Here is a 26,724-nt window from a genome sequence, read left to right on the forward strand (position 1 = left end):
GCGATTCGACCAGAGCAATAATCGGTTTAAAATGCCATCGATTGAGTTTGATGCATCTAGTAAGTTATTTTTATGTCGATTAAATTATCCTGTATGGTATAAAGGGCAAGTAATTGGAGTACTGTCATTTGGCATTAATGTAGAAAAAGCTCTAATTATGCTCTAATATTGTAATGTGAAACTAAATTTCATTTAGTCATAGGCATTATAAAGGCTATGTCCCAATTACGTGTTGCATGGGGTGCCCCAGCGCCTCATGCAAACACGCTTTGATATTCACCCCCTTCCCGTAACGCTCCAGCATCCTGCGCCAACCCAGGTAGTTCTTCAGGTAGTGCGTCGCCACACCATGGAAGCGTACCATCCACTCTTTCAGCCGATGGTGATACCCGTTCACGTGCTGAATGTGATACGCACCGGCCACTCGCTCACCCTGACGATTGCGCACCACTTGATGCGTCACGCCCTGTACTTTGCTGAAGCTGGCATACACTCCCGCGCCATCGCTACACAGCACGGCATCCGGCGAGACAAGGGGCTTCAACACCGCGATGACCGCCTCGGCATTCATCTCTTCCAACTGAAAATCTGCATGGTGGCCCGCACGGTCCTGCACCACCATCACCGGAATATAATCCCGTCCGGTTCCCCGGGTTCGCCCTTTACCACCACGATGTCGTGGCGGACGCGGCAACCCCCGTTGCCCCTTGAATGACTCGAGGAAGAAGGTCTATCCACCTCAACGATACCTTCTTCACGAGTGGCTTGATGAGTTGCCATCGCGCGCAAGAAGCGATGACGCCAGAGGAAAGCGGTGTTTTTGCTGACCCCGCAACGCATCGCCGCCTGGCGGACGGTCAGTCCTTCGATGAGGGCTTGCGCGTAGTCTTCCCAGCACTGGGCTTTACGCAACCGGGCCAGAGGCGTCTTGGTGAGCACCGAGCTGGTGCGCAGACACTGTTTGCAACGGTAGCGACGTAGTCCGCGGCTCCAGCCCCAAGGGGCAAGCTGGGCGGCATCGGCCTGACAATGAGGACAACCGCGGCATGCCGGTAACTGGGTATTGAGCGAGGTAATGACATGGGGCGCTGTGAGCTCCTGTTGAGCAACACGGCGCTGGCGCAGGGTTAACTGGGGAAAGAGGGATAACAGGTGTTGAAAGGCTGGGGTATCCATGATGGTAGCCCTCAAGGTAATGGCCTACTTCAAGATTAGCCTTTCAACACGGAATTGGGACAGAGCCATTATAAAGTCCATGTTCATTAAATATTTATTTGAAATGCATATGAGAAACGGCTACTCCATTTTTAAAATCCTAATCATGCCGTTGATACTCATATTTTATAGCTAGTATTTCTAGTCAAACGACTGAGGGCGAAATTTTAGAAATACATAGCTATGTGCTATGATATAGCCTCATCCGGCATGCAGGTTAAGAGGTTGATTTATAGTTTTTTGTGCATTCATGGTGTAGTATGAAGCTAACATGGCATTGAGAATGTAGTTATGGATAACATAGTTTCAATCGAAGAAATGCAAGCATTAAAAGTCTTGCTTATATGACCATTCTATATTGCGAGCAGGAGTCAAAACTACACTCTCAACAGATTGCTTTATGACCGTAATCGCGGAGGCTAGCAATGGTAAAGAAGGATTAGAGCTAGCAGTAGAATATGAACCAGATTTAATATTGCTTGACCTTAAAATGCCAGTACTTAATGGATTAGACACGCTAAAGAAAATTAGAGCAAAGAAAATAAAAAGCAAAGTTGTTATCTTCACAGAATCAGATTTGGAAATTGATGTTGTAGAAGCGTTTAGGTTCGGAGCCAATGGATATCTTTCAAAAGATATAGAACCGCTTGATTTAATCAGCTGCATTAAGAGTATATGTGCAGATACATCAGTTGAAAGCCCTCAGCTAAACAATAAAACGATGTCAAGTTTATTATCAGAAAGTGATATTGGTATTATTAAATCATTAAGTCATAGAGAAATTGATGTAGTAAAACTTCTTGCTGAAGGTCATTCAAACAAAGTCATTTCAAAATTATTATTTATTTCTCACGGGACGGTAAAAATACATGTGAGGAATATTCTAAGAAAACTAAATTTAAAATCTAGAGTTGCGGTTACTGTATGGGCACATAATCGAACTATTAAGTGATTATAATTTCAAAATGTACATGAATAGGAATTGTCTTGTTATTTCCATTATTGCATATTATTGTCACGCTAGTTAACTGCGCTCTTTAATCATGTGCTAACAGGGAGCTTATAATTCATAAATTGTGCTTACAACGATACATAGCCTCATCCGCCAAACGGAGCAACAAGTTTAGGTCGGGTGGTGTAGTTGCATCATAGCTAACAACACCTATAGAGCAAGATAGGGTATAGGCCTTGCTACAATGTTTATTGAACTCATCGAAGGCTTTAATTACTCTCCGATTAATAGAGTTAATATTGTCAATGTTAGTTTCTGGGAGTAAAACCACATATTCATCACCACCTAATCGAGCACAGATATCCGCATTTCTAAATATAATATTTATTAAGCGAGCTGCTTGACACAATGCATCGTCTCCGACATCATGACCATATATATCATTTATAGATTTGAATTTATTCAAATCTATAAATAAAAGTGAAAGGGGCCGCTTTGTTCTAAATGCATGTTGCAAGCACTGTTCAGCCTGAAGAATAAAACCTCGCCTATTAGTTAGCCCAGTCAATTCATCTATCGTTGCCATTTGGACTGCGCGCAACTCGCTTTCAACAGTTAATGCCAAGTCTGAGAGTAAAGATCTATCTTTATCTCCAAAAACTTTGGGCTTACTATCTATGATACACAATGAACCGATATGCAACCCATCGGTTATTACTAATGAGTGCCCAGCATAAAATCTAATGTATGGCTCACCTATAACCATTGGATTATTATAGTAACACGGGTGTTTAGTAGCATCTTCAATAACAATCATGCGTTCTTTGAGAAAACCATGTTTACAAAAAGAAAAATTAGGGAGGGGTTCATGGATGTTTAGACCATAACAAGGCTTGGCCCACTCACGTTCATTGTCTTCGAATGAGATTAGGGCTATCGGCACATCAAAAATATTGCGAGCCATTCTAGTTATACGAATGAAACGCTCTTCTGTTGGAGAATCAAGCGCTTGAAGATGGCGTAACGCATCTAAGCGAGGGAGGTGAGTTTTAGAGGTTTGATGAAGAGTGTGCATCCTTGCTATCTTTTCTCATATTTGTTCGAAGCAGTAGTACTATGCCAGTCTTTTGAGTACAAAAAAATAGATTATTGTATGACATATGTCTAATTTAAGTGGATTACTCTGCCCTCTAAATAAAGATGCTGAACGTTACACGAAGTTAGCGCCTGTACGAGTGTGAAAAATTGGTGCTTATCCAAGCCAAAGCTAATGAAAAAAGTGAGAATAGGGGAGATCTCAGTCTCCCCCTGATGACCCCTTACTGAGTTATGTTAAAGCCGTAGCAGCGCTTGAGCTCCTCGAAGTCGTAGTAGTGGCTGCCGCTTTGGTAGGGCTGGCAGCCGGTTTTAAAGGCGATCTCTTTTTCGTTGTAGAGCATCTTGACCAGCACCTGCCGCTGTCTGTTCTGATAGATATCCCACTGAATATTGGCGGTATAGGGGGAGACCCAGCCGCCGCGCCACTCGTTGTTCTGCTGGCTGAACAGCTGATCCGGGCTGGCCCCCTGACGGCTACCTTCCAGTTTCATCAGGGCGGCGAGGGGGATAATGGCTTCGGCGTGGGCAAAGCGCAGGGTGGCCCGTCGACTCTGCTCGCCTTCCACCACCTGACGTTGCACCTCGCCAAACAGGCCGTCGAGCAGCGGCTGGGCAATGGCGTAGGGGGCGCTCTGGTTGGCAAAGCTCGGCCCCTTTTCGTAGAAATCTTCCGCATCGGAGAGGTAGGAGAACCAGGCCGACTCCTCCGGAGTGAGGAACTGCTCCAGCGCCCAGGGTTCGCTGCCCTGTGCCTGCGCTTCGCGGATCATGCCGGGGCCGATGATAAAGAGGTTGTAGAGCATCAGGGCGGCATCCACTTCGTCGCGCACATAGGTCATGCCGCCATCCTCCGGGTTGACGGCGACAAACTCGACACCGCCCGCCAGATAGTCGACAAAGTCCTTACTGTAGATACGCTCCAGCATGCTGCGGGCCATCTCTTTGGTCTTGCTCAGGTTCTTAAGCTGATCCAGCGCCTTGGCCAGCTCGGGGGCCGGGGCTATCCCGGCATCCTCGTCGCCGATAAAGCGCTGGTAGCTCTCATAGGCGGGCAGGTAGTGGGCGTAATCCCCCTCGGGCGTAGTCTTGTGGAAGTAGAGCTCGAACTTGTTGACCAGCTTTTTGTCGATCTTCGAGGGGTCATCCTGCGTGAGGTAACACTGCGCCGAGTCGCTGACATAGTTCACGTCGCGCTTGAGGCTCTCCATAAAGTAGAAGGCGCTTTCGTTGGCCCTGTCCTTGCCCGAGGTGACCACCTTGATGCAGTGGGGCTCGCTGCTGTTGAGCAGGGTCGGTAGCCGCACCGCCAGTCGGGTAGCGAGATTGGCGTGCTCCTCCTTGCCCAGCGCCGAGAGTAGGCCATAGCCCAGTTTCTGGTTGGCGGCCGTCACCAGATCGACCTTGCCTCCCAACCCCAGCCCGAGGGTGGTGAGCGCCCCCTGACGCTGCGCCTCTTCCCATACCAGCTTGGTCAGCACGTCATATTTCGGGCTGGAAAGTGAACGTGAGCCGTGGCGCGCCACCATCTCGGTAAAGACCGGGCTGAACCCTTGAGGTGCTGGCTCGTAGCTCTCTGCCTGCTGCTGCGGGCTGTAGACCGCTTTGGTGCTGTATTGGTAGGCTGTTTTGCCTTGGCTGTCGGCAGACGATTCGTTCTCTGACTGGCAGCCGCCAAGCAAGACCAGCGAGACGGCCAAAGCAACATAAGAAGAGCGCGGGAAAGTCATGATAATCCTTATCTATCGTTATGAAAAAATAAGTGAAATATCATAGGAGCCATTAATGACAGTTAGATGTCACTTTGGTGAGGCGGATATTTTTTAATTGTTCAGTGCTAAAGAGTGAGGGAGGCATGATGCCTCCCTCTTGTTATTGCTTGCCGGTCAGGGCTAGAGCCTAGTGAACCCTTTAATTGTAGAAATGTTCTTCGATATTCTGAATTTTGAACATCTAGTCACACAAACGAATACTTAATTTACTGGCATTGGTGTCTGGCGGTCCTCTTTATTGATACTCATATGCGAAACATGCCGACCTGATTACTCAGTTCACCCGAAATGTTTTTAAGTTGTTCAGAGAGATGGCGCGAACTGTCTGCATCCACTGCCAGTTCGTCCGAGACATCTTTGACCGCCTGAATGTTGCGGCTTACCTCGTCGGTGACGGCCCGTTGCTCTTCGGCTGCGCTGGAGATCTGGGTCGCCATATCGGAGATCTGGTTGATCGAAGTGGTGATCTGCTCCAGCGCATGGGTGGCGTTGTTGGCGTCATCCACGCTGTTCTGGGCCAGTTGCTGGCCTTCATGCATGGTGCTGACCGCTCCCTGGGTATTGCGTTGCAGGGTTTCGATCATGCTGCGGATCTCGACAGTCGAGCTGTGGGTACGTTGTGACAAAACGCGCACCTCGTCGGCCACTACCGCAAAGCCACGGCCCTGTTCACCGGCCCGCGCCGCTTCGATGGCGGCGTTGAGCGCCAGCAGGTTGGTCTGCTCGGCGATGCCCTGAATGGTGGAGAGGATGGTGTTGATCTCCTGAGCGTTTTTCTCCAGTTCCTGAATGATGTTGGAGGCCTGTTCCACCTGGGTGGCCAGATCGGTGATGGAGCGCTGGTTGCGGGCGATCACCTGTTTGCCATGCTCGCAACTGCTGGAGGAGCTGCGGGCCGCTTCGGCAGTTTGCTCGGCGTTGCTGGCAACATCGACCGCAGTTGCCGACATCTCATGGACCGCAGTGGCGATCTGAGTGATCTCGTTTTGCTGGCGAGCCAGCCCCTCATTGGCCTTCTCCGCCATGCTGTGGGAGGACTTGGCCTGCTGGTTGAGTTGGCCGGAGGAGTTGGAAATGTCCTGCACCATCGCATGGAGCCGCTCAATGAAGGTATTGACGTGTTTGGCAACCGCGCCCACCTCATCTTCACGCTCGATCTTGAGGCGGCGGGTCAAATCGCCGTTGCCACGGGAGAGATCGGCAATTGCCTCGCCCAGGGTTTTCAGAGGCGCTAGCGAGCTGTTGATGGCGACATAGGAGAAGCCAGCCACGATCAATATGGTGATCAGCCCCTGAATAAGTGAGGAGGTGACCATGCGGCGTACCGACTGGTAAGCGGTTTCGTCATCCACCATCATGCCGTAATACCAATTGGTGTTGGGGATCGCGTTAAAGTCAAAGACCTCTTTCTTACCGCTGATCACCAGCTCGTTGATCGTACCGTCATGAGCGATCTGATTGATGTAAGACGCGGTCAACTCGGGGGCTAGCGTTGTGGCGGGTTTCAGACTCAGGGAGGCATCGGGGTGGGCGATGATGGTGCCGTTGCTGTCGACCAGAATGGCGTAAGTCCCCTCGGTAGTGACCGTCAGAATGTCCGAGATAAGGGCGCTGATAGAGACATCTCCGGCGATAACCCCCTGGGTGTTGCCACGCTGGAATGGCTCGGCGATGGTGACGATCAAACTGCCGTTAGAGACATCGGCGTAGGGCGCAGTGATGACCAGTTTACCGGCGGCAACTGCATCCTTGTACCAGGTGCGTTGACGGGGGTCATAATCGGCTGGCAGGCCGGAGGGGGTACTCTCGAGCATCTTGCCGTCAGCAGTACCGGCATAGACCCCCTCAAAGCCACCGGCATTCATGGCTTGGGCCAGATGGCTGATGGGTTCATCTTCTTTGGTGAATGCTTCCTTGGTGGTACTGACCATGCTGATGCGGGCATCGACCCAGTTGGAGATACCCTTGACGTTGGCCATGGAGCTTTCGTCAATGATGCTCCAGACCAGTCTCTGGGTTTCAGTGCGCAGTTGTGAGGTGTTGTACCAGACTTGCAGGCCGGTGATCACCAGGATGATGATCCCGATAGCCAAGACCAGCTTGTTTTTAATGGATAAGTTCATAGTGACATCCCTGTGAGCGTTAGTCTGAGTGTAGGAAAAAATTTAATTATTGTGGAATTTTAGTGGGTTATTGACTAAATCCGAAATTTTCAGCGAATCCGGGGAGCTGATCCTCTGACTCAACCAACCTAGAGAGTCAGATGGGCAAGTCCCAACAGGAGATCCCCTGTCAGGCGACAAGTGAACTGAGCGGAGCTGTACAGATCTAGTTATCACCTGACACCGGCCTCAAACCGGTGTCTTGTTTACGCTACTTTAGGGAAGGTGCGAATAAGCGGAGAAATTCTTCTCGGCTGACTCAGTCATTTCATTTTTTCAGTTTGAGCCGATCTTTTCTCCCGTAAATGCCTTGAATCAGCCTATTTAGACCGTTTCTTCGCCATTTAAGGCGTTATTCCCAGTTTTTAGTGAGATCTCTCCCACTGACGTATCATTTGGTCCGCCCGAAACAGGTTGGCCAGCGTGAATAACATCGCCAGTTGGTTATCGTTTTTCAGCAACCCCTTGTATCTGGCTTTCACGAAGCCGAACTGTCGCTTGATGATGCGAAACGGGTGCTCCACCTTGGCCCGGATGCTGGCTTTCATGTATTCGATGTTGATGGCCGTTTTGTTCTTGCGTGGATGCTGTTTCAAGGTTCTTACCTTGCCGGGGCGCTCGGCGATCAGCCAGTCCACATCCTCGCGCTGTGGCGCCCCTTGGTAGCCGGCATCGGCTGAGACAAATTGCTCCTCTCCATGCAGCAGATTACCCAGCTGATTGAGGTCATGCTCGTTGGCCGCGGTGGTGACTAGGCTGTGGGTCAGGCCACTCTTGGCGTCGACACCAATGTGGGCCTTCATGCCAAAGTGTCACTGATTGCCTTTCTTGGTCTGATGCATCTCCGGATCGCGTTGCTGCTCTTTGTTCTTGGTCGAGCTGGGAGCCTCAATGATGGTGGCATCGACCAAGGTGCCTTGAGTCATCATGACGCCTGCTTCGGCCAGCCAGCGATTGATGGTCTTGAACAATTGGCGGGCCAGTTGATGCTGCTCCAGCAGGTGGCGGAAATTCATGATGGTGGTGCGGTCCGGCAAGGCGCTATCCAGGGATAACCGGGCAAACAGACGCATGGAGGCGATTTCGTACAGAGCATCTTCCATCGCGCCATCGCTCAGGTTGTACCAATGCTGCATGCAGTGAATGCGTAGCATGGTTTCCAGCGGATAAGGTCGCCGGCCATTACCAGCCTTGGGGTAAAACGGCTCGATGACTTCCACCATGTTTTGCCATGGCAGAATCTGCTCCATGCGGGACAAGAAAATCTCTTTTCTGGTCTGACGGCGCTTACTGCTGAATTCACTGTCGGCGAAGGTAAGTTGATGACTCATGATGAACCCTGTTCCATGGCTCCAGATGACATGCATGATCTCATATCAGGGACTTGTTCGCACCTTCCTTAAGTGCGGTGATACTGAATTTAAGACATGGAATTAGTCTAGAAATGCAAGCTATAGAAAATTAGTATCTATAAGCAGCTTTCCAATAAGTATACATATCTACTTATATCATATTAGATGTTACAGTCCGCATGAAGCTAAAAAACCACCTAAAAGATCTTGAAATAGCAGTAATGACTATATATTCCTGCTCAAATCACACCTTGGATTGAAATATGGATTTCTTTATGCGATAGATTATTTCTTTTAGAAAAATCGTCAACGCAGATAGAGTAGGAAATTCTACAACGCTTATTAGCTTGAAGATTACATATCAACTTTGACTTATCAAGATATTATAACATTTTTCTACAAGAGGAGAAATCGGCCTGTCTTTCAATAAAACGATAAATAATGGGCGAAATCTAATAGAAATAGGCATAACAGAAACATCATCAGCATATCCTGATTCACGCACCACCCGAGAAGACACCAGCGAAACTCCTAGTCCCTCAGCAACAGCTCTGACTATTCCTTCAGTACTACCATATTCAATGCACCGTATAGGGATAATGCCTTGATTTTCTAACCATAACTCTGTTGCTTCTCTCGTTCCTGAACCAGGTTCTCTTAACAACCAAGTGTGTTGTGCCCAATCATGTTCATATGTATCTGATGTTAGGGATGTAATAAGACAAAGCTCATCATCATGCCAATGACATGATAAGAGGCGAGGATCACTCAGTGTTCCTTCGACCAATCCGATATCGATTTGACAGTCTAATAACTGCTGTCCTATATACTGCGTATTTCCCGTAGTTATTTTTAGGTCAATATCAGGAAAACGTTGTATAAGTTTTGATAAATATGGTCGAAACCAATACCCAGCAATTGTGCTACTTGCTCCAATTGTCAAGCGCCCTTTCTTCATTCCAATTCTGGCTTGCATATCATCAATGGCAGCACGCTCTAACATGTATATTGCATGCGCATGGTCAAATAGCACTTGCCCATGCTCAGTCAAATGAATCCCTTTTCGGCTTCTACCTGAACCTCTTTCTAGTAATGGAAGCCCTATCTGACGCTCTAACTCACTAACTGCTTTTGATACCGCTGGCTGGCTAATACAAAGATGTGTGGCTGCATTGGAAAAACCGCCCTCACTTGAAACCGTATAAAAAATGCGCAAAAGGTGTAGGTTTATAACCATAACTGTAGGTTATCCATTGTTAATTATTATGTATTTTTATTATCAATTATCAAGGCATATAATGCTATAACACAGTAAATAAGTATAGAAGACCACTCAATGCCTCATTCGTCTGTTGTACATGATAATAATTCGTTTTTGAAAAGTAGCCTAAAAAGCTACCAGTGGTGGCTAGGCATCATACTCGTAGCGATAATTGCCGCAATGAGTATTTTAGCTAGTAAACTGGATGTTGCAACTCATATGGGCCTTAGTGCGCTTACTTTGGCTATTGTATTTGGGATTTTTATTGGAAACACCGTCTTCCCTCGTGTAGCAAATCATACTGCTATAGGTGTAGATTATGCTAAAAATAAATTACTTAGAGTTGGCATTGTTCTTTATGGCTTCAGAATAACCTTCCAGCAAATAGAGGGGATAGGCTGGGCAGGAATTATCATAGACATATTAATGATCAGCTGTACGTTTATCTTGGCTTATTATATTGGAACAAAACTATTAAGACTTGATAAACAGACAACAATGCTAATTGGTGCAGGAAGTTCCATTTGTGGTGCAGCTGCGATAATGGCTGCTGAACCTGTGATCAAGGGCCAAGCTCATAAGGTTTCAGTTGCTGTTGCTACGGTGGTTGTATTTGGAACTATTGCTATGTTTCTATACCCACTAATTTATCCCTATTTAGATATAAGTGCTGAACAATACGGCATGTTTGCTGGTTCAACAATTCATGAAGTCGCACAGGTAGTGGCAGCAGGCCGTAGTGTCAGCGAGGATGCAGCAAATACGGCCGTGATTGTTAAGATGATTCGTGTCATGATGCTCGCACCATTTTTAATAGTATTATCTACATGCATCGGTAAAGAGACTCATGATACGTCCCATAAAAGCAATAGCATTACTATACCATGGTTTGCGGTATTATTTATTGTCGCCAGTGGAATAAATTCCCTTAACATTATACCTCCACACATTGTCAATTACTTGATTGATATCGACAGTATATTGCTTGCAATGGCTATGGCCGCTCTTGGATTACGTACTCACATTGGTGCAATACATCAAGCGGGTGTAAAACCTTTGATTCTTGCTGCCATACTATTTCTATTCCTTTGTGTAGGTGGTTTTTTTATAAATCTAGCCGTATTAATTTTATTTTGAATATTAAAAGAAAATGGCAAAGATCTCATTTGATAATGTAATCCCACTTTAATATAAAATTTTTTTCCATCATATAAAAATATAAATAAAGAGTGCAATTAAATACATTGCATCCAAATGCAAGATGTATCTTTCAGAGACATCTTGCATTGTGATGTAGAGCATCAATAATAATGCATCACACTTACTGTGATTTTAATTAAATCAGTTACTAACTACTGAATTTTTTTAGTAGAAATCATTAGCAAAAAGTGCTTTAATGAACATCCTGAATGCCAATTTAATGTGTAACATCGAAGGTGTTTGACATGCATGGAGTTGCGTTATTTTTGCATATTTTAGGTGCAACAATCTGGACTGGCGGGCATATTATACTCGCTCTAATAGTTCTCCCTAAAGCACTAAAGGAATCGTCAACGAAAATATTACTAGACTTTGAATCTGTATACGAGAGAATTGGAATGCCTGCCTTAATAACGCAGATAGTCACGGGTATTTACCTGGCATTGAACATTGAGAGTGATGTACTAAATTGGTTTAACATTGATAACAGGGTTACAAATGTTATTCTCATTAAATTGGCATTACTTACACTCACTACCTGTTTTGCAATAAATGCTAGATTTCGTGTAATTCCGAATTTAAATGAGTCTAATTTAGCTTTAATGGGATGGCACATTCGAGCAGTGACGATCATATCTATCCTATTCGTTTTTGTAGGCGTTTCATTCAGAACAGGATGGTTGTATTAAAGTTATAATGAAACTAATAAAAGCAATGTTAGATAAATCATCACTTGGTGCATAATATTATGTATGCCAAGTGGTGATTTCTTCTTAACCCAATACAAGGCATACATATGATGTGATATTTTATAGGAAATATAGGGAGCTATCCCATACACCTAGTTTATAGTTCGATTATGTGCCCACACTGCCACTTCCACTCTTGATTTCAAGCTTAATTTTTTTAGTATATTTTTCACGTGAATTTTGACTGTTCCTACAGATATAAATAATTCTTGAGCGATTAGCTTGTTTGAAAAGCCGTTTGACATAAGCTTTAGCACATCTATCTCTCTATGGCTTAAAGAATTTATCGAGTTAGCTGCTTTTTTTGATTGCTTAATATAATGATCTGAATTACAAATCTTTAATATTGAAGGGCTCGCCACAAATGAAATAGAATAAATTGATCTTATTGACATTATAAAATCAGATGGCTCTATGTCTTTGAGCAAATATCCATCTGCTCCTGCCCTGAAAGTCTCAATTACATCCATTTCAAGGTCGGAACATGTGAAAATTATGACTTTGCATTTCAGCCCATGTGCCTTTATTTTTTTTAACGTTTCAAGACCGTTCAGTATGGGCATATCAAGATCTAATATTATTACATCCGGCTCGTAAGTAATAGCCAGCTCTAGCCCTTGTTGGCCATCACCTGCTTCTGCAACGACTTTAATGTCAGGATCTGTAGATAAAAGCTCTTTTATTCCACTGCGTAGAATGGAATGATCATCAATCAATAAAGTTTTTAGTGGCGATGGTGGTCTGTTTGATTCAATGTTGTCCATAACTAGGGCTCTATTATATTATTAATGCTCTGATTTCAAATCGAAATTTCAAAAATGTAAAAAATACTGATATTTACTTCAGTCCCAACCGCTTGGCTAGGCGGTGTAAATTACCACAATCAATATCTAAGGCTCGTGCTGTTGCAGCCCAATTATCATTATGATCTGCTAGCACCTTCGTAATTAGCGCAGACTGAAATGCATCAGTTGATGCTCTCAAACCCATTTGGTTAGTGGTGAAGCCATCAATATTTTCGGCAGGGCTTATACTAGATTGAGGCATTGGTGGCATAGCTATACTGAAATGATGGGTTGCAAGCGTCAGAACCGGACTTCGTTGCTCTGCTCTAGCCAATACGGCACCACGATGAATGGCATGCTCCAGTTCGCGCACATTACCAGGCCAGTCATAGCCCTTCAAAAGATGCAGTGCTTGAGGTTGGATCCGCAGTTGCTCTAACCCCATACTCACTCGACAGCACTCGCAAAAGTAGCCAGCCAACAAGGAGATATCATCCTCTCTATCTCTCAAGGCTGGTACATGTATAGGGAAAACACTCAGGCGATGATAGAGGTCTGCTCGAAACTTGCCATCGATGACTGCTTTCTTCAAGTCTCGGTTCGTTGCAGCAAGCACACGTACATTGACTTTCAGTGGGGTATCATCACCAATGCGCTGCAAGTCTCCATATTGAATGACACGTAGCAATTTTGCCTGCAATGATAAGGATAATTCACCAACTTCATCCAGGAACAACGTGCCCTTATCCGCTAATTCAAATTTACCCGCACGATTATGAATAGCGCCTGTAAACGCTCCCTTTACATGCCCAAATAGTTCACTCTCTGCTACGGATTCCGGTAGGGCTGCGCAATTGAGATATACCAATTTGCGATCTGCACGTGGCGAGCCAAGATGTACAGCTTTTGCTATTAACTCCTTACCTACACCCGTTTCGCCCAAAATCAGGACGTTTAAATCAGTATTAGCAACTATATCTACCTCATGCTTTAGCTGCTGCATCGCCTGAGAATGCCCGATTATCTCGAACCTATCTGCACCTGTTGGTGTTGAAGGTATTAATGGCTCACTGCTCTGGCGAGCTAAACGCTCTAGTAGTAATGAGTTACTTAACGCCGCTGCCGCTAGCGCACCAATTAAACGCAACTCTTCATCGCTAATGTCATCAAACTGAGCAGGATTCATTCCATCTATGGTCAATGCACCAATCAAGACTTGATCGGAGAACAGAGGCAAACCAACACAAGCATGCACCTTAAATTCTGCATGATCAGGGATCAAGCCATCATAGGGGTCTGGCAAGCTACTATCTGCCGGAAAGCGTACTACGTCACCAGCACGGGCAATTGCCTCCATGCGTGGGTGCTCCTTGATGGCGAAACGGCGTCCTAATACGTCCTGCATTAAGCCATCGATGGCGAGCGGGATGAACTGGCCTCCTTCGTATCGTAGCAAGGCTGACGCATCTGAGTTCAGTAGGCTGCGAATACTCTGGATAAGGCGGTGGAATCTGTCTTGATGTGAAATCCCCAGCTGTATGTCTATAGCAATACGAGCCAAACTGTCTGTCGAAATCATTGTTAGTGTCCAAATGACATTAATGCTGTCATTTAAACAATATCAATACTATGTCATTTTAACAAGAAAATAAACTAAGCCTCATAAAAACAATGAGTTATGAGTTGGCATGTTAGCTGCAATAGTTGATATCAAGAAATACCAACTATTACATACTGAGGAATTGCCAGATGACCATTCATGTCAAAAACAACATTCACTGGGTCGGCCAACGGGACTGGGAAGTTCGAGATTTTCATGGTACTGAGTACAAGACAAACAAGGGGACGAGCTACAACAGCTATCTCATCCGTGAAGGGAAGAACGTGCTGATTGATACAGTCGATCATAAGTTCAGCCGAGAGTTCGTTCAAAACCTTGCAGCAGAGATCGACCTTAACCTTATCGATTATGTGGTGATCAACCATGCTGAGGAAGATCACGCAGGGGCACTGACCGAATTGATGGCTCGTATCCCAGGCACTCCGATTTACTGCACTCACAACGCTATCGACTCAATCACGGGACACCATCATCATCCTGAATGGAACTTCCATCCAGTCAAAACAGGCGACAGTCTCGACATCGGTAATGGCAAGCAGCTGGTGTTCATTGAAACACCTATGCTGCACTGGCCCGACAGCATGATGACCTACATGACTGAGGACGCAGTGTTGTTTTCTAACGATGCCTTCGGTCAACACTATTGTGATGAGCATCTGTTCAATGACGAAGTAGATCAAACCGAATTGATGGAGCAGTGCCAACGGTACTACGCAAATATCCTCACCCCATTCAGCCCACTTGTGACAGCTAAAATCAAAGAGGTGCTTGGATTCAACCTGCCAGTAAGCATGGTGGCAACCTCCCACGGTATTGTCTGGCGTGAGGATCCGACCCAAATTATTCTCAAGTATCTGGAGTGGGCAGACCACTACCAAGAAGATCGTATCACCCTGTTCTATGACTCGATGTCAAACAACACCCGTATGATGGCCGATGCCATCGCACAGGGTATTCACGAAGTTGACCCTGGGGTCGCAGTCAAGATCTACAACGTAGCCCGCCACGATAAGAACGAGATCCTGACACAAGTGTTCCGCTCCAAGGGAATACTCGTGGGCTCATCCACAATGAACAACGTCATGATGCCTAAGGTGGCAGGCATGCTGGAGGAGATAACTGGCCTGCGCTTTAGAAACAAGCGTGCTTCTGCATTCGGCAGTTACGGCTGGACTGGTGGTGCAGTAGATCGTATCCAGACCCGATTGATGGATGCAGGCTTTGATATCAGCATTTCTCTGAAAGCCAAATGGCGACCAGATGGTTCTGCACTGGCAGAGTGCCGAGAGCATGGACGCCAGCTCGCTCGTCAATGGGCGTTACATCCTATTGAGGTGCCTCGCCCAGAAAAAGCAGCCCATCAAGTGCCATTCACTGTTGATATCTCCCCTGTAGAGGAGACCACCCAGTCAGTTGTAGCCGGAGTAGACGATGAGCAAGCAATGCTTTGCACAGTCTGCCAGTGGGTTTATGACCCCGCCTTAGGTGAACCGGATCAATTGGTTGCGGTTGGCACTCCCTGGAGCCTTGTACCGGAGAGTTTCCTTTGCCCTGGCTGCGGCATCGGCAAGGAGGTATTCGAACCATGCGCAGTGGAGGCATGTGTATGAGCGCATTAAATGAGCATTATGCTGGTTCCAGCCAGGATATAGTCATCATCGGTAGCGGCTTTGCCGCTCAGCAGTTGGTAAAAAGCTTGCGTAAATTAGATGGTGAAAGACCGATCCGTCTTATTACCGCTGATAATGGCAATGAATATAACAAACCGGACTTGAGTCATGTGGTCAGTCGTGGTTACACCGCCAGCGCAATGACAAAGTTGACGGGGGCTCAATTTGCTGAACAGCAACGTATCATTCTGTCACCTAATACGATTGTGCATAGCATTAGTCCGAATAACAAAATGGTACACACAAATAATGGCGATTTTTCTTATGGCCAGCTAGTGCTGGCAACTGGGGCCAGTTCTATACTGCCTCCCGTTCCCAACTCGGATAAAATGGTAACCCTCAATAGCCAAAATGATTATGCCAATGCCGAACAATTAATTAAGAATGCAAAACGCATTATGGTACTCGGAGCAGGTTTGATCGGCTGTGAGTTGGCTATGGATATGGTGGGCCAAGACCGAATTGTGACGCTTGTAGATCTGGCGGACAGCCCCCTAAGTACATTAATGCCAGCTGCATTGAGTCAACCGTTACTGCAAGCCTTACGGGAGCAGGGGGTTGACCTAAAACTTGGTCGAGGTATCAAGTCGATACAAAGAGGAGATGCCAACGAATCCTTTACGATAGAGCTCACTGACAGCAGTTTCAGTGAACAGGATCTTGTCATTTCAGCTATAGGTCTACAACCGAATCTATCCTTAGCGATGAATGCGGGACTGGCTGTAAGGCGTGGAATTGTAGTGGATGAATACCTGAGAACATCGAGTGAGCACATTTATGCGCTTGGCGATTGCGTTGAGTGGAAAGGTGAATTACGCCCCTTTTTGCAGCCAATTGTTCTCGGTGCCAATGCATTATCTAAAACTCTGATTGGTAAGCCAACACCACTAACGCTTCCTCCAATGCTAGTGAAGGTAAAAACACTTCAATATCCTTTGCAGTTAGCTGGTAGAACAAAAGGTACAGACCTTTCATGGCAGTTTAAGTGGAATAAAAATGGAATGGTCGCAGAAGCTCGCAGCGAGGATGGTGAAATGTGCGGCTTTGTCGTAGGTGGAGACCAAATGGGAGCTGCATTCCCACTTCTACGCCTTCTTTCTAGATGAATAATTGCTGGCTGAGCATATGCTCAGCCTTACTTAATTTCATAGATTATTAAGGATAAAACATGTCGCTACTGCATAGTATACCAGCTCATTGGGTTGTTCGCCGTTCAACCCCATTCTTTACAAATGAAAACGTACCACAGGCTCTATTAACCCATCACAATACAGCTGCTGGCGTATTCGGTCAGTTATGTGTAATGGAGGGGACGGTAACATATTACGGTTTTGCTGATGAAACAGCGGAGATACCTGAAATTACGCTTGTAATCCGAGCCGGAGAGTTTGCAACCAGCCCACCTCAGTATTGGCACAGGGTTGAACTGTCTGAAGATGCTAGATTCAATATCCATTTTTGGGCTGAAAACGTAAGCTCAGACACCCCACTCATTAAGACAAGAGAATAAATTACAATCTGGTCATCGCCACAAACTAGGCCAACTGCCCATCCAGATCAAAATGAATAACTGTAATGTTGTTTATGATTGGCTGTTTTTGCGATGGGAGTTGGCTAGATGAGTGGGATTGAAACCATAACCATGCTGAGTGGCTTGGTGTATCTGTTGTTGTTCCAGTGGCATGAGCGTTCAGGCTGGTCTTGGCAGCTGTTCATGATGCTAACCGCTGCTGTATGGTTGACGGTAGCAGCCAAGCCACCACTAAGTAGTTTAATCGTGTTTGCTGTCGCTATTGGTATGCTTTATAGATATAAATTAATATCCGCATTTTATGATTCAAGTGATCAACAACTTCGTAGTTTAGTTAGATATTTCTTAGTTATATCGTGGGGATTTGTAACAATACAGTATGGCGTTTATATTTTTCAACTCCACCAGGGTGACCTACCTTGGCTGTCTAGACCTGATATCGTAGATGGCTTTCTACCTATAGCGGGCGGTCTTGGCTTGCGGGCGTTGTTGAGTTTGGGCATTACTGATTACCACCATCCAGCTGCAACAATCACAGTCTTGGTTATTTCCTTATCTGGACTCATTTTAGGTCGTGCCTTCTGCTCATGGTTTTGCCCTCTTGGGGTTGTCGGTGAATGGCTGCATCATTTTCGAAATTTGCTGCTACCTGGTGAGTGGACTCCGCCAAAATGGTTAGACCTACTGCTCAGGTCTCAGAAATGTCTAGTTCTATCATTTCTGATGTTCATAGTTATTCTTGCTGTTCCAAATGTTGCACTGCCAGGGTACTTGATTAGCCAGTATCACCAAGCTGCTGACATGAAAATGGGAGCCTTCTTTTTCAACTTGAACTTCATATCAGGCATTTTTGTTGCCTGGGTATTATGTATCACGATGTTTTTCAAGCAAGGCTTCTGTAGATACCTATGCCCTTATGGTGGATGGCTTGCCTTGTTAGGACTTCTGACACCATTACGTATTCGCAGGTCTTCCAGCAGCTGTTTACGAAGCAAGGGATACGATTGTGATAAATGCAGTAGAGCATGTCCATCAAGGATACAGGTTAATGAACTTATATCTGTCAGAAATATTGAGTGTACAAACTGTTTAACTTGTATCTCTGCATGCCCAAAACAAGCTAATGCGATTCATTTTGGTACTGCGAATAAAAAGGTTTCAGCAAAGAAACTGCTTGCAATGTTGTGTGTTTTACTTCTCTTAATGCCATTGCTAGCTCATGTGATTTTCGATTTTTGGACAAGCAACACACCATTAGAACAGCGCCGTTATCTATTGGAAATCCTTCCTGGCCTTTCACATTAGAGTGATAGCTATTAAAGCGCCACTTTTCGGTGACGCTTTATTTCTGCAAATGATTAAATAACGCAATAGTTATCACTACTAGTCGAAAATAATCTTCTCATTATGAACCCACACTGCAACTTCAATTCTTGAATGAAGATTTAATTTTTTAAGAATGTTTTTTACATGAACTTTAACTGTTCCTTCAGAAATAAATAAACGTCTTGATATAACCTTATTAGGCAAGCCTTGAGCAATAAATTTCAAAACATCTATTTCGCGATGGCTTAACACTTGGAGATTTTTGTCTTTAAGGCGGTTTTTTCTTCTTGACTGCATACTTTCAATAAGGATTGCAGTTAGTTTTGGGCTTATCACAAGCTTTCCCATGCACGCCTGTTCAATCGAGCTAATCAGGTCTTCAGGTTCCATGTCTTTGAGTAGATAACCATCTGCTCCAGCAAGTATAGCATCCGAAACATCATCTTCATAATCTGATACTGTGAAGATTACGATTCTGCTAGATACATTATGCGCTCGTAATGACTTTAATGTGTCTATACCACTAAACTCAGGCATATTAAGATCTAACAAAATTAAGTCAGGTTCATAATCTAATGCTAGCTGAACACCATCTTGTCCTGTACTGGCTTCAGCTACAATAGTTAAAAAGGGATTTGTACGTAAAAGTTGCTTAATCCCGCTCCGTAGGACAGGATGATCATCAATTAGTAAAATTGAAAAAACATCTGCGTTGGTTGTTAAAGCTTTTTCCATGTGTGTTCCTCAAACTACGTGAAGATCAATTTTCACTTGCGTCCGTTCATTAATGAATGAAATATTTTCTGATTTTAGAAAAACAACTAAGCTCGATATTGAATCCTCGAACTCAGCTTCACCCTTCAGGATGATAATGACATATTCAGCTAGGGATTTTATATGCAGCTCAATCCGTGATGGAGGCATACTTATCCTTAAACATTCGAATAATTTATTGAAGAAGTTCAGTATGAGTATTTCCTGCTCATGCGAATAGTCTTCATAAAAATCTTTATATTCCAACCTAATGTTAAAACCATATGTGTCATTAAATATTGCTATCGCATCTTTTAATAAAATTAACGTTTCGATTTTCTTATATGGAATTCTAAAAGTAGAAATTAGTTTTCTGATGTTTGAGTAAGCTTCATTTAACTCACACCTCATCTCTGAAACATTATCAACCTGAGAAGAACTAATGATGATTGGATCCCTTTGAAGAAGGCTAATCTTTATCTTTAAGTATGATAAAGACTGTGCTATCGAATCATGAAGTGTTTGAGCAATTGTGTTTCTTTCTTTAAATAATAATAGTTGTTGTTGTTGTTGCTCTTTGTAGTAAAGAGATAAGGATTGAGACAGCAAGTTGCAAAATGCAAATATTAATTGTTCTGTATCATGTAATATAGTGACTTCATTTGAAAAGAAAAATTCTATGTAACCATAATCATTATGCGCATCTCCAATGTTCCATAACCTATTATTATATTCACTCTCAATAGGGGATGTGACATCTGCATTATTAATACATAATGAGCAACGCATAGAGGCACAATGTAATGGCCTCACGTTCTCACCAAAGGTGTATAAATGTTTGACCGAATTTTTATGTGGATCATGAATATATACTTTTATTTTTCCAGCCCCAGTGTATCCGATTAATTCTTTCATGAAAGGAGCTAAAACTTTGCAGTTGAATTCTTGATTTTGAAATAATCTACAACTGCGATAAAGGAATTCTAAATGCAAATTCTGCAAGTTAAGTTTATGCGTTTTTTCAGCTACCATCTGTTCCAGATCGCTGTAGGTATGCTTAACAACCTCTGACATATTGTTTAATGCATTGCCAAGCTGCCACATCTCATCGCGGTAATCATGTGATTCAGAATCAAATTTTGAACTAAAATCACCATGCTGAATGTTTTTAGCCATTAACAATAATTTTGACCACGGTCTAAAGAAACGCTTATTTAAGCTATAAATTGCGATGAAGGAAAACAATATAACAATTAAAGAAGATGCTTTTTGAAGGCCATTAATCACTACGATCTTAGATTCTGTTTTGTTCTCAATGCTTTTGATTATCTTCTGTAGCAAACTAATAAACTCTTTAGAGCGGTTAATGCTTAATGGTGTTGCTACATCACCAGATTTTAAGTGGGAAAGAATGTTTTTTAATTTTGGATCCCACAAACTGTTGAGTTGTATGTATTCTTTATTAAGGTTGTGCTTTTCAGCCGTGTTAATAAAAAAAGGATCATGCAGAATTGATTCAACGCTATTAACCGCTTGCACTTTTTCATCAACAGACAGTGTTCCTGAGAGGAGTGCATAGACTTTCATTCTAATTGAACCAATACTATTTATCACATATGCATTCCCTTGGATGCTTGATGACAAATAAATCGATGCACTCATATTAAATATAGATATGAGGCATAGTGTACATATAATTGACGTTATAGAAATTGTAATAGACAGTTTCTTCCAATACTTCAATAGTATGTTCACGAATTTGACACTTCCTAAGATTGTCACTACTGATGTTTATACCTTTTAGATACCCTAATAAAAATACCTCAAAGTAAATACCTACAATATTCCAGACATTAGCCAGCTCATGATAAAGAAAGTCTTGTTGAAGCTAAGTGCATGATTTTGTTGTGGTTAATTTCAACCCGCCCCCCCCTGTAGTAGGTAGTTATCGAAATATTCATCATTTGTAATACATATGTTCAGTTGATCTAAGTCAATAAAAAATATCCATTTAAATTGTTTATTGGAAATTGTGTACCCCAACACTAACCGGTGAGCAAAATGTCCATATATCAAAAATACAAAGATGGATGTGAAGACAGTCACACAAATAAAAGAAATAACAGCAAAACGCTCGTTGACTGGAATCCTGATGACAAGTGCTTTTGGATTGAGAATGGTTCTCATATTGCCAGAAGAAACCTACTGATATCTATCCCTTGTCTACTGATCTCATTCTCTGTGTGGATGATATTCAGCGTAGTAGCAATGAACTTGCCTTTAGCTGGTTTCACCTTTACAACAGACCAGCTGTTTCTGCTGACTGCACTCCCGTCACTTACTGGAGCTTTAGGACGGATTCCTTACTCATTTGTGATCCCAGTTTTTGGTGGCCGGAGATGGACAGCATTCAGTACCTTGTTGCTTATGATACCTATGTCATGGTTGACCATTGCATTGCAAGACACCACAACGCCGTATTCAACATTTCTAATAATCTCTTTGTTATGTGGGTTTGGTGGTGCCAACTTTGCATCTAGTATGGCTAACATCAGCTTGTTTTATCCAAAAACTCAACAAGGAAAGGCTCTTGGTTTAAATGGGGGGCTAGGTAACTTGGGTGTCAGTGTCATGCAGATGCTTGTACCTATCGTAATTTCTGTAAATATCTTTGGCCCTTTCGGTTTAGGTCAAGGAAATCCTGATGCATCAATATGGCTCAGCAATGCACCCTTAATATGGATGCCAGTAATATTGATATTGAGTATTGCAGCGTGGCATTTTATGAATGATATTGCAGCACCCAAAGCCTCGTTTAAAGAGCAATGGGTAGTGTTAAAACAAAAACATCTTTGGATTATGAGTGTTTTATATTTGGCTGCCTTTGGTTCATTCATTGGATTCTCTGCGGGGTTTGCAATGCTCGCTAAAACTCAATTCCCTGATATTGAAATAATGAAATATGCTTTCATAGGGCCATTATTCGGCGCATTGATGAGGCCAGTTGGTGGCGTTTTATCAGATAAGCTGGGCGGTGTTAAAGTCACCTTTGTTAGCTTTTGCTTAATGGCTACGTTAGTTGCGGTTTTGTTTTCAACTCTTCCATCAGATGCAGGGCATGGCAACTTCACCTATTTTCTAGCTGTCTTTATGGCTTTGTTCTCATGCGCAGGAGTTGGGAGTGGTTCTACATTTCAAATGATCGCCGTTTTGTTTAGGGGGATGATGATAAAAAGGAATCTACAGCGATATGATTCAGAAGCTCAAGCCTTAAAAAAATCAGCAAATGATACAGCAACAGCATTAGGGTTCATCTCAGCAATAGGTGCAATTGGTGGTTTCTTTATTCCAAACGCATTCGGCTTATCAATAGCTCTCAGCGGAACACCAATTAATGCGATGAAAGCTTTTTTAGTCTTCTATGTTATTTGTGGGCTAATAACATGGTTTGTATATGGAAAAGAACTCAATAAATAGAATGTTACTATTAATGCATATGCATATGGAGCAGTAAAATGAGCAAGTTTCTTGACAGGTTTAACTATTTAAAGACATTAGGTGAAAAGTTTTCTGGTGAACACGGCCAAACGTACAATACGAACAGAGATTGGGAAGATGGTTACAGAGACCGCTGGCAACATGACAAAATTGTACGCTCAACACATGGCGTGAACTGTACTGGTTCATGTAGTTGGAAAATCTATGTAAAAAACGGCTTGGTTACATGGGAAACGCAGCAAACTGATTACCCTAGGACAAGGCCAGATCTCCCAAACCATGAGCCTCGCGGCTGCCCAAGAGGGGCAAGCTACTCGTGGTATCTGTACAGCGCCAATCGACTGAAGTACCCAATGGTCAGGAAAGCGTTGATTGAGCTTTGGCGAGACGCAAAAAGTAAGCACAAAGACCCTGTTCTAGCATGGGGTGCGATTGCTTCCGATCAGAATGTATCCAAAAAGTATAAGGCTGCCCGAGGTAGAGGCGGTTTTGTTCGTAGCACCTGGAATGAAGTTAATGAGATCATTGGAGCGGCAAACGTTTACACCGTAAAAGAGCACGGCCCAGATCGCGTTGTTGGCTTCTCACCAATTCCAGCGATGTCTATGGTTTCCTATGCCGCAGGTGCAAGATATTTATCGCTCATCGGTGGCTCTTGCCTTAGCTTCTATGACTGGTATTGTGATCTTCCTCCCGCATCACCGATGACTTGGGGAGAGCAAACAGACGTACCAGAGTCAGCAGATTGGTACAACTCCTCATACATCATAGCCTGGGGCTCAAATATTCCTCAGACTCGTACTCCTGATGCTCACTTCTTTACTGAAGTTAGATACAAAGGCACCAAAACTGTCGCCATAACTCCAGATTATGCTGAAGTAGCTAAGCTTTGTGATCACTGGCTTAACCCCAAACAAGGTACAGACAGCGCGTTAGCATTGGCTATGGGCCATGTCATTTTGAACGAGTTCCACGTTCAACATAAAAATGAATATTTTGTTAGTTACGCAAGGAAATATACCGATTTTCCGATGTTGGTCAGATTGACCAAACGACCAGATGGTAGCTATGAAGCAGGACGCTTCCTGAGAGCATCAGATTTGGTCAATAACATAGGTGAACAGAACAACCCTGAATGGAAGACCATAGCGATTGATGAGGTTTCTGGTGATCTGGTCGCGCCACAAGGGTCGATTGGCTATAGATGGGGAGAGGATGGAAAGTGGAATCTTGAAGAGACCGCTGGGCAGTCCAAGACACCAGTCACTTTGTCTGTTGGAATAAAGGAACCTCAACATTTAGTTGAGGTGGCTTTCCCATATTTTGGTGGATTGGAAAGTGAGCATTTCACACCTGTTGAATTAGAAGAAGTTATCAGAAGAAAAATTCCAGCTAAATCCATCGTGTTGGCAGATGGAAGCCAAGAATTTGTGACCACCGTCTACGATCTCACCGTGGCTAACTATGGTGTAGAAAGAGGGTTTGATGACCCTAGCAGCGCACATACCTATAAGGAAGTGAAGGCATATTCACCCGCTTGGGCAGAAAAAATAACGGGTGTACCACAAGATGAGATTATCCGCATCGCTCGTGAGTTTGCTGACAATGCAGCCAAAACACATGGGCGCTCAATGATCATCGTTGGTGCAGGCATGAACCACTGGTATCACATGGATATGAATTACCGTGGTTTGATTAACATGCTGGTATTCTGTGGTTGCGTAGGACAGAGCGGTGGTGGATGGGCTCACTACGTAGGGCAAGAGAAGCTTCGTCCCCAGACGGGCTGGCAACCGTTGGCATTTGGCCTAGATTGGCAAAAGCCTCCACGCCACATGAATGGGACGTCTTTCTTCTATAACCACTCTAGTCAATGGCGATATGAGAAGTTAGATGCCCAAGAATTGCTTTCACCTTTAGCTGATGCAAGTAAATATAGTAAGCATCTCATTGATATGAACGTGAAAGCAGAGCGGCTGGGTTGGCTTCCTTCAAGCCCTCAGCTGAATACTAATCCACTGAGTATTGCTGAACAGGCAAAAGCGCTTGGGGTAAGCCCTGTAGAGTTCACGGTTAACTCGCTGAAGGACGGCAGTATTCGTTTTGCTGCTGAGTGTCCCGAAGATCATTATCCACGCAATATGTTTATTTGGAGATCAAATCTTCTTGGGTCTTCAGGTAAAGGTCATGAATACATGCTCAAGTACCTGTTGGGCACAGAACATGGCATTCAAGGAAAAGATCTCGGCTCATTCAGTGATAGCAAACCATCTGAAGTTGATTGGAAAGATACCCCAACCCAAGGCAAGCTTGATCTCGTTGTGACTCTAGATTTTCGGATGTCGAGTACCTGTCTGTTTTCAGACATCGTGTTGCCTACTGCAACCTGGTATGAAAAAGATGATATGAATACCTCGGATATGCATCCATTCATCCATCCATTGTCAGCAGCTGTAGATCCAGCCTGGGAAGCAAAATCCGACTGGGAAATTTATAAGGCAATTGCAAAAGCGTTTTCTGAGCTCTGTAAAGGACATCTTGGCGTTGAAACCGATGTGGTTACATTGCCAATGCAGCATGACTCTCCAGCAGAAATAGCCCAAGCGTTTGAAGTAAAAGACTGGAAATTGGGTGAATGTGATCTCATTCCAGGAAAAACTGCACCACATATAATGACCGTTGAGCGCGATTATCCTAACACCTACGCAAGATTTACATCGTTAGGTCCACTCCTTGATAAGCAAGGAAATGGTGGCAAGGGTATTAATTGGAACACAGAAACCGAAGTAGACCTTCTTAAAAAACTTAACTACACACACCATGATGGCGCGAATGCTGGGCGGCCAAAGATTGACACTGCAATTGATGCGGCTGAAGTAATTCTTACTTTAGCCCCAGAGACTAATGGTCATGTGGCTGTTAAGGCTTGGAATGCATTAAGTAAGCTGACTGGCCGAGAACATGCACATCTTGCTATCAACAAGGAAGAGGAAAAAATTCGTTTCCGTGACATTCAGGCTCAGCCGAGAAAAATCATATCTAGCCCAACATGGTCTGGTTTGGAAGACGAGCATGTCTCGTATAACGCAGGTTATACAAACGTTCATGAGCTAATTCCATGGCGAACCATTACTGGTCGTCAACAGCTGTATCAGGATCACCAATGGATGCGTGATTTTGGCGAAAGTCTCATTTCATATCGACCACCAATCAATACCCAGACTATTAAAAATATTATGGGTAAGAAGGGTAACGGTAACAAAGAGAAAGCTCTGAACTGGATCACTCCGCACCAGAAATGGGGTATCCACTCAACATACAGCGAAAACTTGTTGATGCTTACACTGTCTCGGGGTGGGCCAATTGTTTGGATAAGTGAAGATGATGCTAAAGATCTAAAAATTGAGGATAACGACTGGATAGAGGCATTTAATATCAATGGTTCATTAACTGCTCGTGCAGTGGTGAGTCAGCGCGTCCCTGCTGGAATGGTAATGATGTATCACGCTCAAGAGCGCCTGGTGAATATTCCAGGCTCCGAAATAACAGGACAACGTGGTGGGATTCATAACTCCGTTACTCGTGTCTGCCCTAAACCAACTCATATGATTGGCGGATATGCACATCAGGCTTATGGGTTCAACTATTATGGCACAGTGGGCTCTAACCGTGATGAGTTTGTTGTCGTCCGCCGCATGAATCAGGTTAAATGGCTTGATGACGAAAATAATGACTATACACAGGCTGACAATATGTACAGTAACAAGGCAGGGGAGAAGTAA

At 44.1% G+C, this 26,724-nt stretch carries 17 protein-coding genes and 2 pseudogenes; 9 read left to right on the forward strand and 10 right to left on the reverse strand.

The genetic code is table 11. The features are described 5' to 3' along the window. Positions 1 to 214 precede the first annotated feature (214 nt). A pseudogene (locus ACTG2J_RS06395) lies at positions 215 to 1,176 on the reverse strand (IS1595 family transposase). 439 nt (positions 1,177 to 1,615) lie between these two features. On the opposite strand from ACTG2J_RS06395, the gene ACTG2J_RS06400 reads away from it, so the two are divergent. Then, entirely contained in the window at positions 1,616 to 2,167 is a 552-nt protein-coding gene (locus ACTG2J_RS06400; protein WP_439997299.1) for a response regulator, read from the forward strand. Positions 2,168 to 2,282: 115 nt separating this feature from the next. Here the strand turns inward: ACTG2J_RS06400 and ACTG2J_RS06405 are convergent, their stop codons facing one another. The 5 genes and pseudogenes from ACTG2J_RS06405 to ACTG2J_RS06425 form a co-directional block, all read right to left on the reverse strand. Further along, positions 2,283 to 3,242: a sensor domain-containing diguanylate cyclase gene (locus tag ACTG2J_RS06405; protein ID WP_080768679.1), complete on the reverse strand. Its 960-nt coding sequence runs from the start codon at positions 3,240 to 3,242 to the stop codon at positions 2,283 to 2,285. Between the two features lie 244 nt (positions 3,243 to 3,486). Then, positions 3,487 to 4,992 (reverse strand): histidine-type phosphatase, encoded by a 1,506-nt coding sequence (locus tag ACTG2J_RS06410; protein ID WP_042083550.1) that lies wholly within the window; start codon positions 4,990 to 4,992, stop codon positions 3,487 to 3,489. 287 nt (positions 4,993 to 5,279) lie between these two features. Next, positions 5,280 to 7,157 carry a methyl-accepting chemotaxis protein gene (locus tag ACTG2J_RS06415; protein ID WP_042083552.1) on the reverse strand — a complete coding sequence of 626 codons (1,878 nt, stop codon included), beginning with the start codon at positions 7,155 to 7,157 and terminating at the stop codon, positions 5,280 to 5,282. Positions 7,158 to 7,561: 404 nt separating this feature from the next. Beyond that, positions 7,562 to 8,527 (reverse strand): annotated as a pseudogene (locus ACTG2J_RS06420) (IS5 family transposase). Positions 8,528 to 8,909: 382 nt separating this feature from the next. After that, positions 8,910 to 9,785, reverse strand: a complete 876-nt coding sequence (locus tag ACTG2J_RS06425; protein ID WP_439997300.1) for a LysR family transcriptional regulator — start codon at positions 9,783 to 9,785, stop codon at positions 8,910 to 8,912. Positions 9,786 to 9,884: 99 nt separating this feature from the next. Here ACTG2J_RS06425 and ACTG2J_RS06430 point away from each other — a divergent pair, with 99 nt between their 5' ends. Beyond that, positions 9,885 to 10,946 (forward strand): YeiH family protein, encoded by a 1,062-nt coding sequence (locus tag ACTG2J_RS06430; RefSeq protein ID WP_052447232.1) that lies wholly within the window; start codon positions 9,885 to 9,887, stop codon positions 10,944 to 10,946. A 308-nt stretch (positions 10,947 to 11,254) separates the two neighbouring features. Then, positions 11,255 to 11,698: a CopD family protein gene (locus ACTG2J_RS06435; protein ID WP_042084603.1), complete on the forward strand. Its 444-nt coding sequence runs from the start codon at positions 11,255 to 11,257 to the stop codon at positions 11,696 to 11,698. Positions 11,699 to 11,850: 152 nt separating this feature from the next. Here ACTG2J_RS06435 and ACTG2J_RS06440 read toward each other — a convergent pair whose 3' ends face one another. Continuing rightward, the gene (locus ACTG2J_RS06440; RefSeq protein ID WP_080768714.1) at positions 11,851 to 12,522 is read right to left on the reverse strand and encodes a response regulator; all 672 of its coding nucleotides are present in this window, start codon (positions 12,520 to 12,522) and stop codon (positions 11,851 to 11,853) included. 73 nt (positions 12,523 to 12,595) lie between these two features. After that, positions 12,596 to 14,122 carry a nitric oxide reductase transcriptional regulator NorR gene (gene norR / locus ACTG2J_RS06445; RefSeq protein ID WP_082037433.1) on the reverse strand — a complete coding sequence of 509 codons (1,527 nt, stop codon included), beginning with the start codon at positions 14,120 to 14,122 and terminating at the stop codon, positions 12,596 to 12,598. Positions 14,123 to 14,292: 170 nt separating this feature from the next. Here norR and norV point away from each other — a divergent pair, with 170 nt between their 5' ends. The 4 genes from norV to ACTG2J_RS06465 all read left to right on the forward strand — a co-directional run bounded on the left by norV (position 14,293) and on the right by ACTG2J_RS06465 (position 18,670). Further along, positions 14,293 to 15,774, forward strand: a complete 1,482-nt coding sequence (norV, locus tag ACTG2J_RS06450) for an anaerobic nitric oxide reductase flavorubredoxin (RefSeq protein ID WP_017408675.1) — start codon at positions 14,293 to 14,295, stop codon at positions 15,772 to 15,774. After that, positions 15,771 to 16,940 (forward strand): NADH:flavorubredoxin reductase NorW, encoded by a 1,170-nt coding sequence (gene norW / locus ACTG2J_RS06455; protein WP_042024864.1) that lies wholly within the window; start codon positions 15,771 to 15,773, stop codon positions 16,938 to 16,940. Before norV ends, norW begins: the two co-directional genes overlap by 4 nt. Positions 16,941 to 17,002: 62 nt before the next feature. After that, the gene (locus ACTG2J_RS06460) at positions 17,003 to 17,344 is read left to right on the forward strand and encodes a DUF1971 domain-containing protein (RefSeq protein WP_017408673.1); all 342 of its coding nucleotides are present in this window, start codon (positions 17,003 to 17,005) and stop codon (positions 17,342 to 17,344) included. A 108-nt stretch (positions 17,345 to 17,452) separates the two neighbouring features. Then, on the forward strand, positions 17,453 to 18,670 hold the full coding sequence (locus ACTG2J_RS06465) for a 4Fe-4S binding protein (RefSeq protein WP_439997301.1): 1,218 nt from the start codon (positions 17,453 to 17,455) through the stop codon (positions 18,668 to 18,670). Positions 18,671 to 18,748: 78 nt separating this feature from the next. On the opposite strand, the gene narL is transcribed toward ACTG2J_RS06465, so the two are convergent. Next, positions 18,749 to 19,426: a two-component system response regulator NarL gene (gene narL / locus ACTG2J_RS06470; RefSeq protein ID WP_017408671.1), complete on the reverse strand. Its 678-nt coding sequence runs from the start codon at positions 19,424 to 19,426 to the stop codon at positions 18,749 to 18,751. A gap of 9 nt (positions 19,427 to 19,435) precedes the next feature. Continuing rightward, the gene (locus ACTG2J_RS06475; RefSeq protein WP_159143394.1) at positions 19,436 to 21,058 is read right to left on the reverse strand and encodes a histidine kinase; all 1,623 of its coding nucleotides are present in this window, start codon (positions 21,056 to 21,058) and stop codon (positions 19,436 to 19,438) included. Between the two features lie 447 nt (positions 21,059 to 21,505). On the opposite strand from ACTG2J_RS06475, the gene ACTG2J_RS06480 reads away from it, so the two are divergent. Together ACTG2J_RS06480 and ACTG2J_RS06485 are read left to right on the forward strand one after the other, a co-directional pair. Continuing rightward, a complete protein-coding gene (locus ACTG2J_RS06480; RefSeq protein WP_042024865.1) occupies positions 21,506 to 22,921 on the forward strand; it encodes a NarK family nitrate/nitrite MFS transporter in 1,416 nt (471 codons plus the stop codon). A 38-nt stretch (positions 22,922 to 22,959) separates the two neighbouring features. Continuing rightward, positions 22,960 to 26,724, forward strand: a complete 3,765-nt coding sequence (locus ACTG2J_RS06485) for a nitrate reductase subunit alpha (RefSeq protein WP_042024866.1) — start codon at positions 22,960 to 22,962, stop codon at positions 26,722 to 26,724.

Origin of the sequence: Aeromonas sp. 6P (genome assembly GCF_051919525.1) — a bacterium.
Classification (GTDB): domain Bacteria; phylum Pseudomonadota; class Gammaproteobacteria; order Enterobacterales; family Aeromonadaceae; genus Aeromonas; species Aeromonas veronii.

Coding starts and splice junctions, on each gene's coding strand:
- ACTG2J_RS06435 (WP_042084603.1), top strand. CDS start 11,255: ATGCATGGAGTTGCGTTATTTTTGCATATTTTAGGTGCAACAATCTGG.
- ACTG2J_RS06405 (WP_080768679.1), bottom strand. CDS start 3,242: ATGCACACTCTTCATCAAACCTCTAAAACTCACCTCCCTCGCTTAGAT.
- ACTG2J_RS06400 (WP_439997299.1), top strand. CDS start 1,616: ATGACCGTAATCGCGGAGGCTAGCAATGGTAAAGAAGGATTAGAGCTA.
- ACTG2J_RS06425 (WP_439997300.1), bottom strand. CDS start 9,785: ATGGTTATAAACCTACACCTTTTGCGCATTTTTTATACGGTTTCAAGT.
- ACTG2J_RS06465 (WP_439997301.1), top strand. CDS start 17,453: ATGAGTGGGATTGAAACCATAACCATGCTGAGTGGCTTGGTGTATCTG.
- ACTG2J_RS06410 (WP_042083550.1), bottom strand. CDS start 4,992: ATGACTTTCCCGCGCTCTTCTTATGTTGCTTTGGCCGTCTCGCTGGTC.
- ACTG2J_RS06460 (WP_017408673.1), top strand. CDS start 17,003: ATGTCGCTACTGCATAGTATACCAGCTCATTGGGTTGTTCGCCGTTCA.
- narL (WP_017408671.1), bottom strand. CDS start 19,426: ATGGAAAAAGCTTTAACAACCAACGCAGATGTTTTTTCAATTTTACTA.
- ACTG2J_RS06480 (WP_042024865.1), top strand. CDS start 21,506: ATGTCCATATATCAAAAATACAAAGATGGATGTGAAGACAGTCACACA.
- ACTG2J_RS06415 (WP_042083552.1), bottom strand. CDS start 7,157: ATGAACTTATCCATTAAAAACAAGCTGGTCTTGGCTATCGGGATCATC.
- ACTG2J_RS06485 (WP_042024866.1), top strand. CDS start 22,960: ATGAGCAAGTTTCTTGACAGGTTTAACTATTTAAAGACATTAGGTGAA.
- ACTG2J_RS06440 (WP_080768714.1), bottom strand. CDS start 12,522: ATGGACAACATTGAATCAAACAGACCACCATCGCCACTAAAAACTTTA.
- ACTG2J_RS06430 (WP_052447232.1), top strand. CDS start 9,885: ATGCCTCATTCGTCTGTTGTACATGATAATAATTCGTTTTTGAAAAGT.
- norW (WP_042024864.1), top strand. CDS start 15,771: ATGAGCGCATTAAATGAGCATTATGCTGGTTCCAGCCAGGATATAGTC.
- norV (WP_017408675.1), top strand. CDS start 14,293: ATGACCATTCATGTCAAAAACAACATTCACTGGGTCGGCCAACGGGAC.
- norR (WP_082037433.1), bottom strand. CDS start 14,122: ATGATTTCGACAGACAGTTTGGCTCGTATTGCTATAGACATACAGCTG.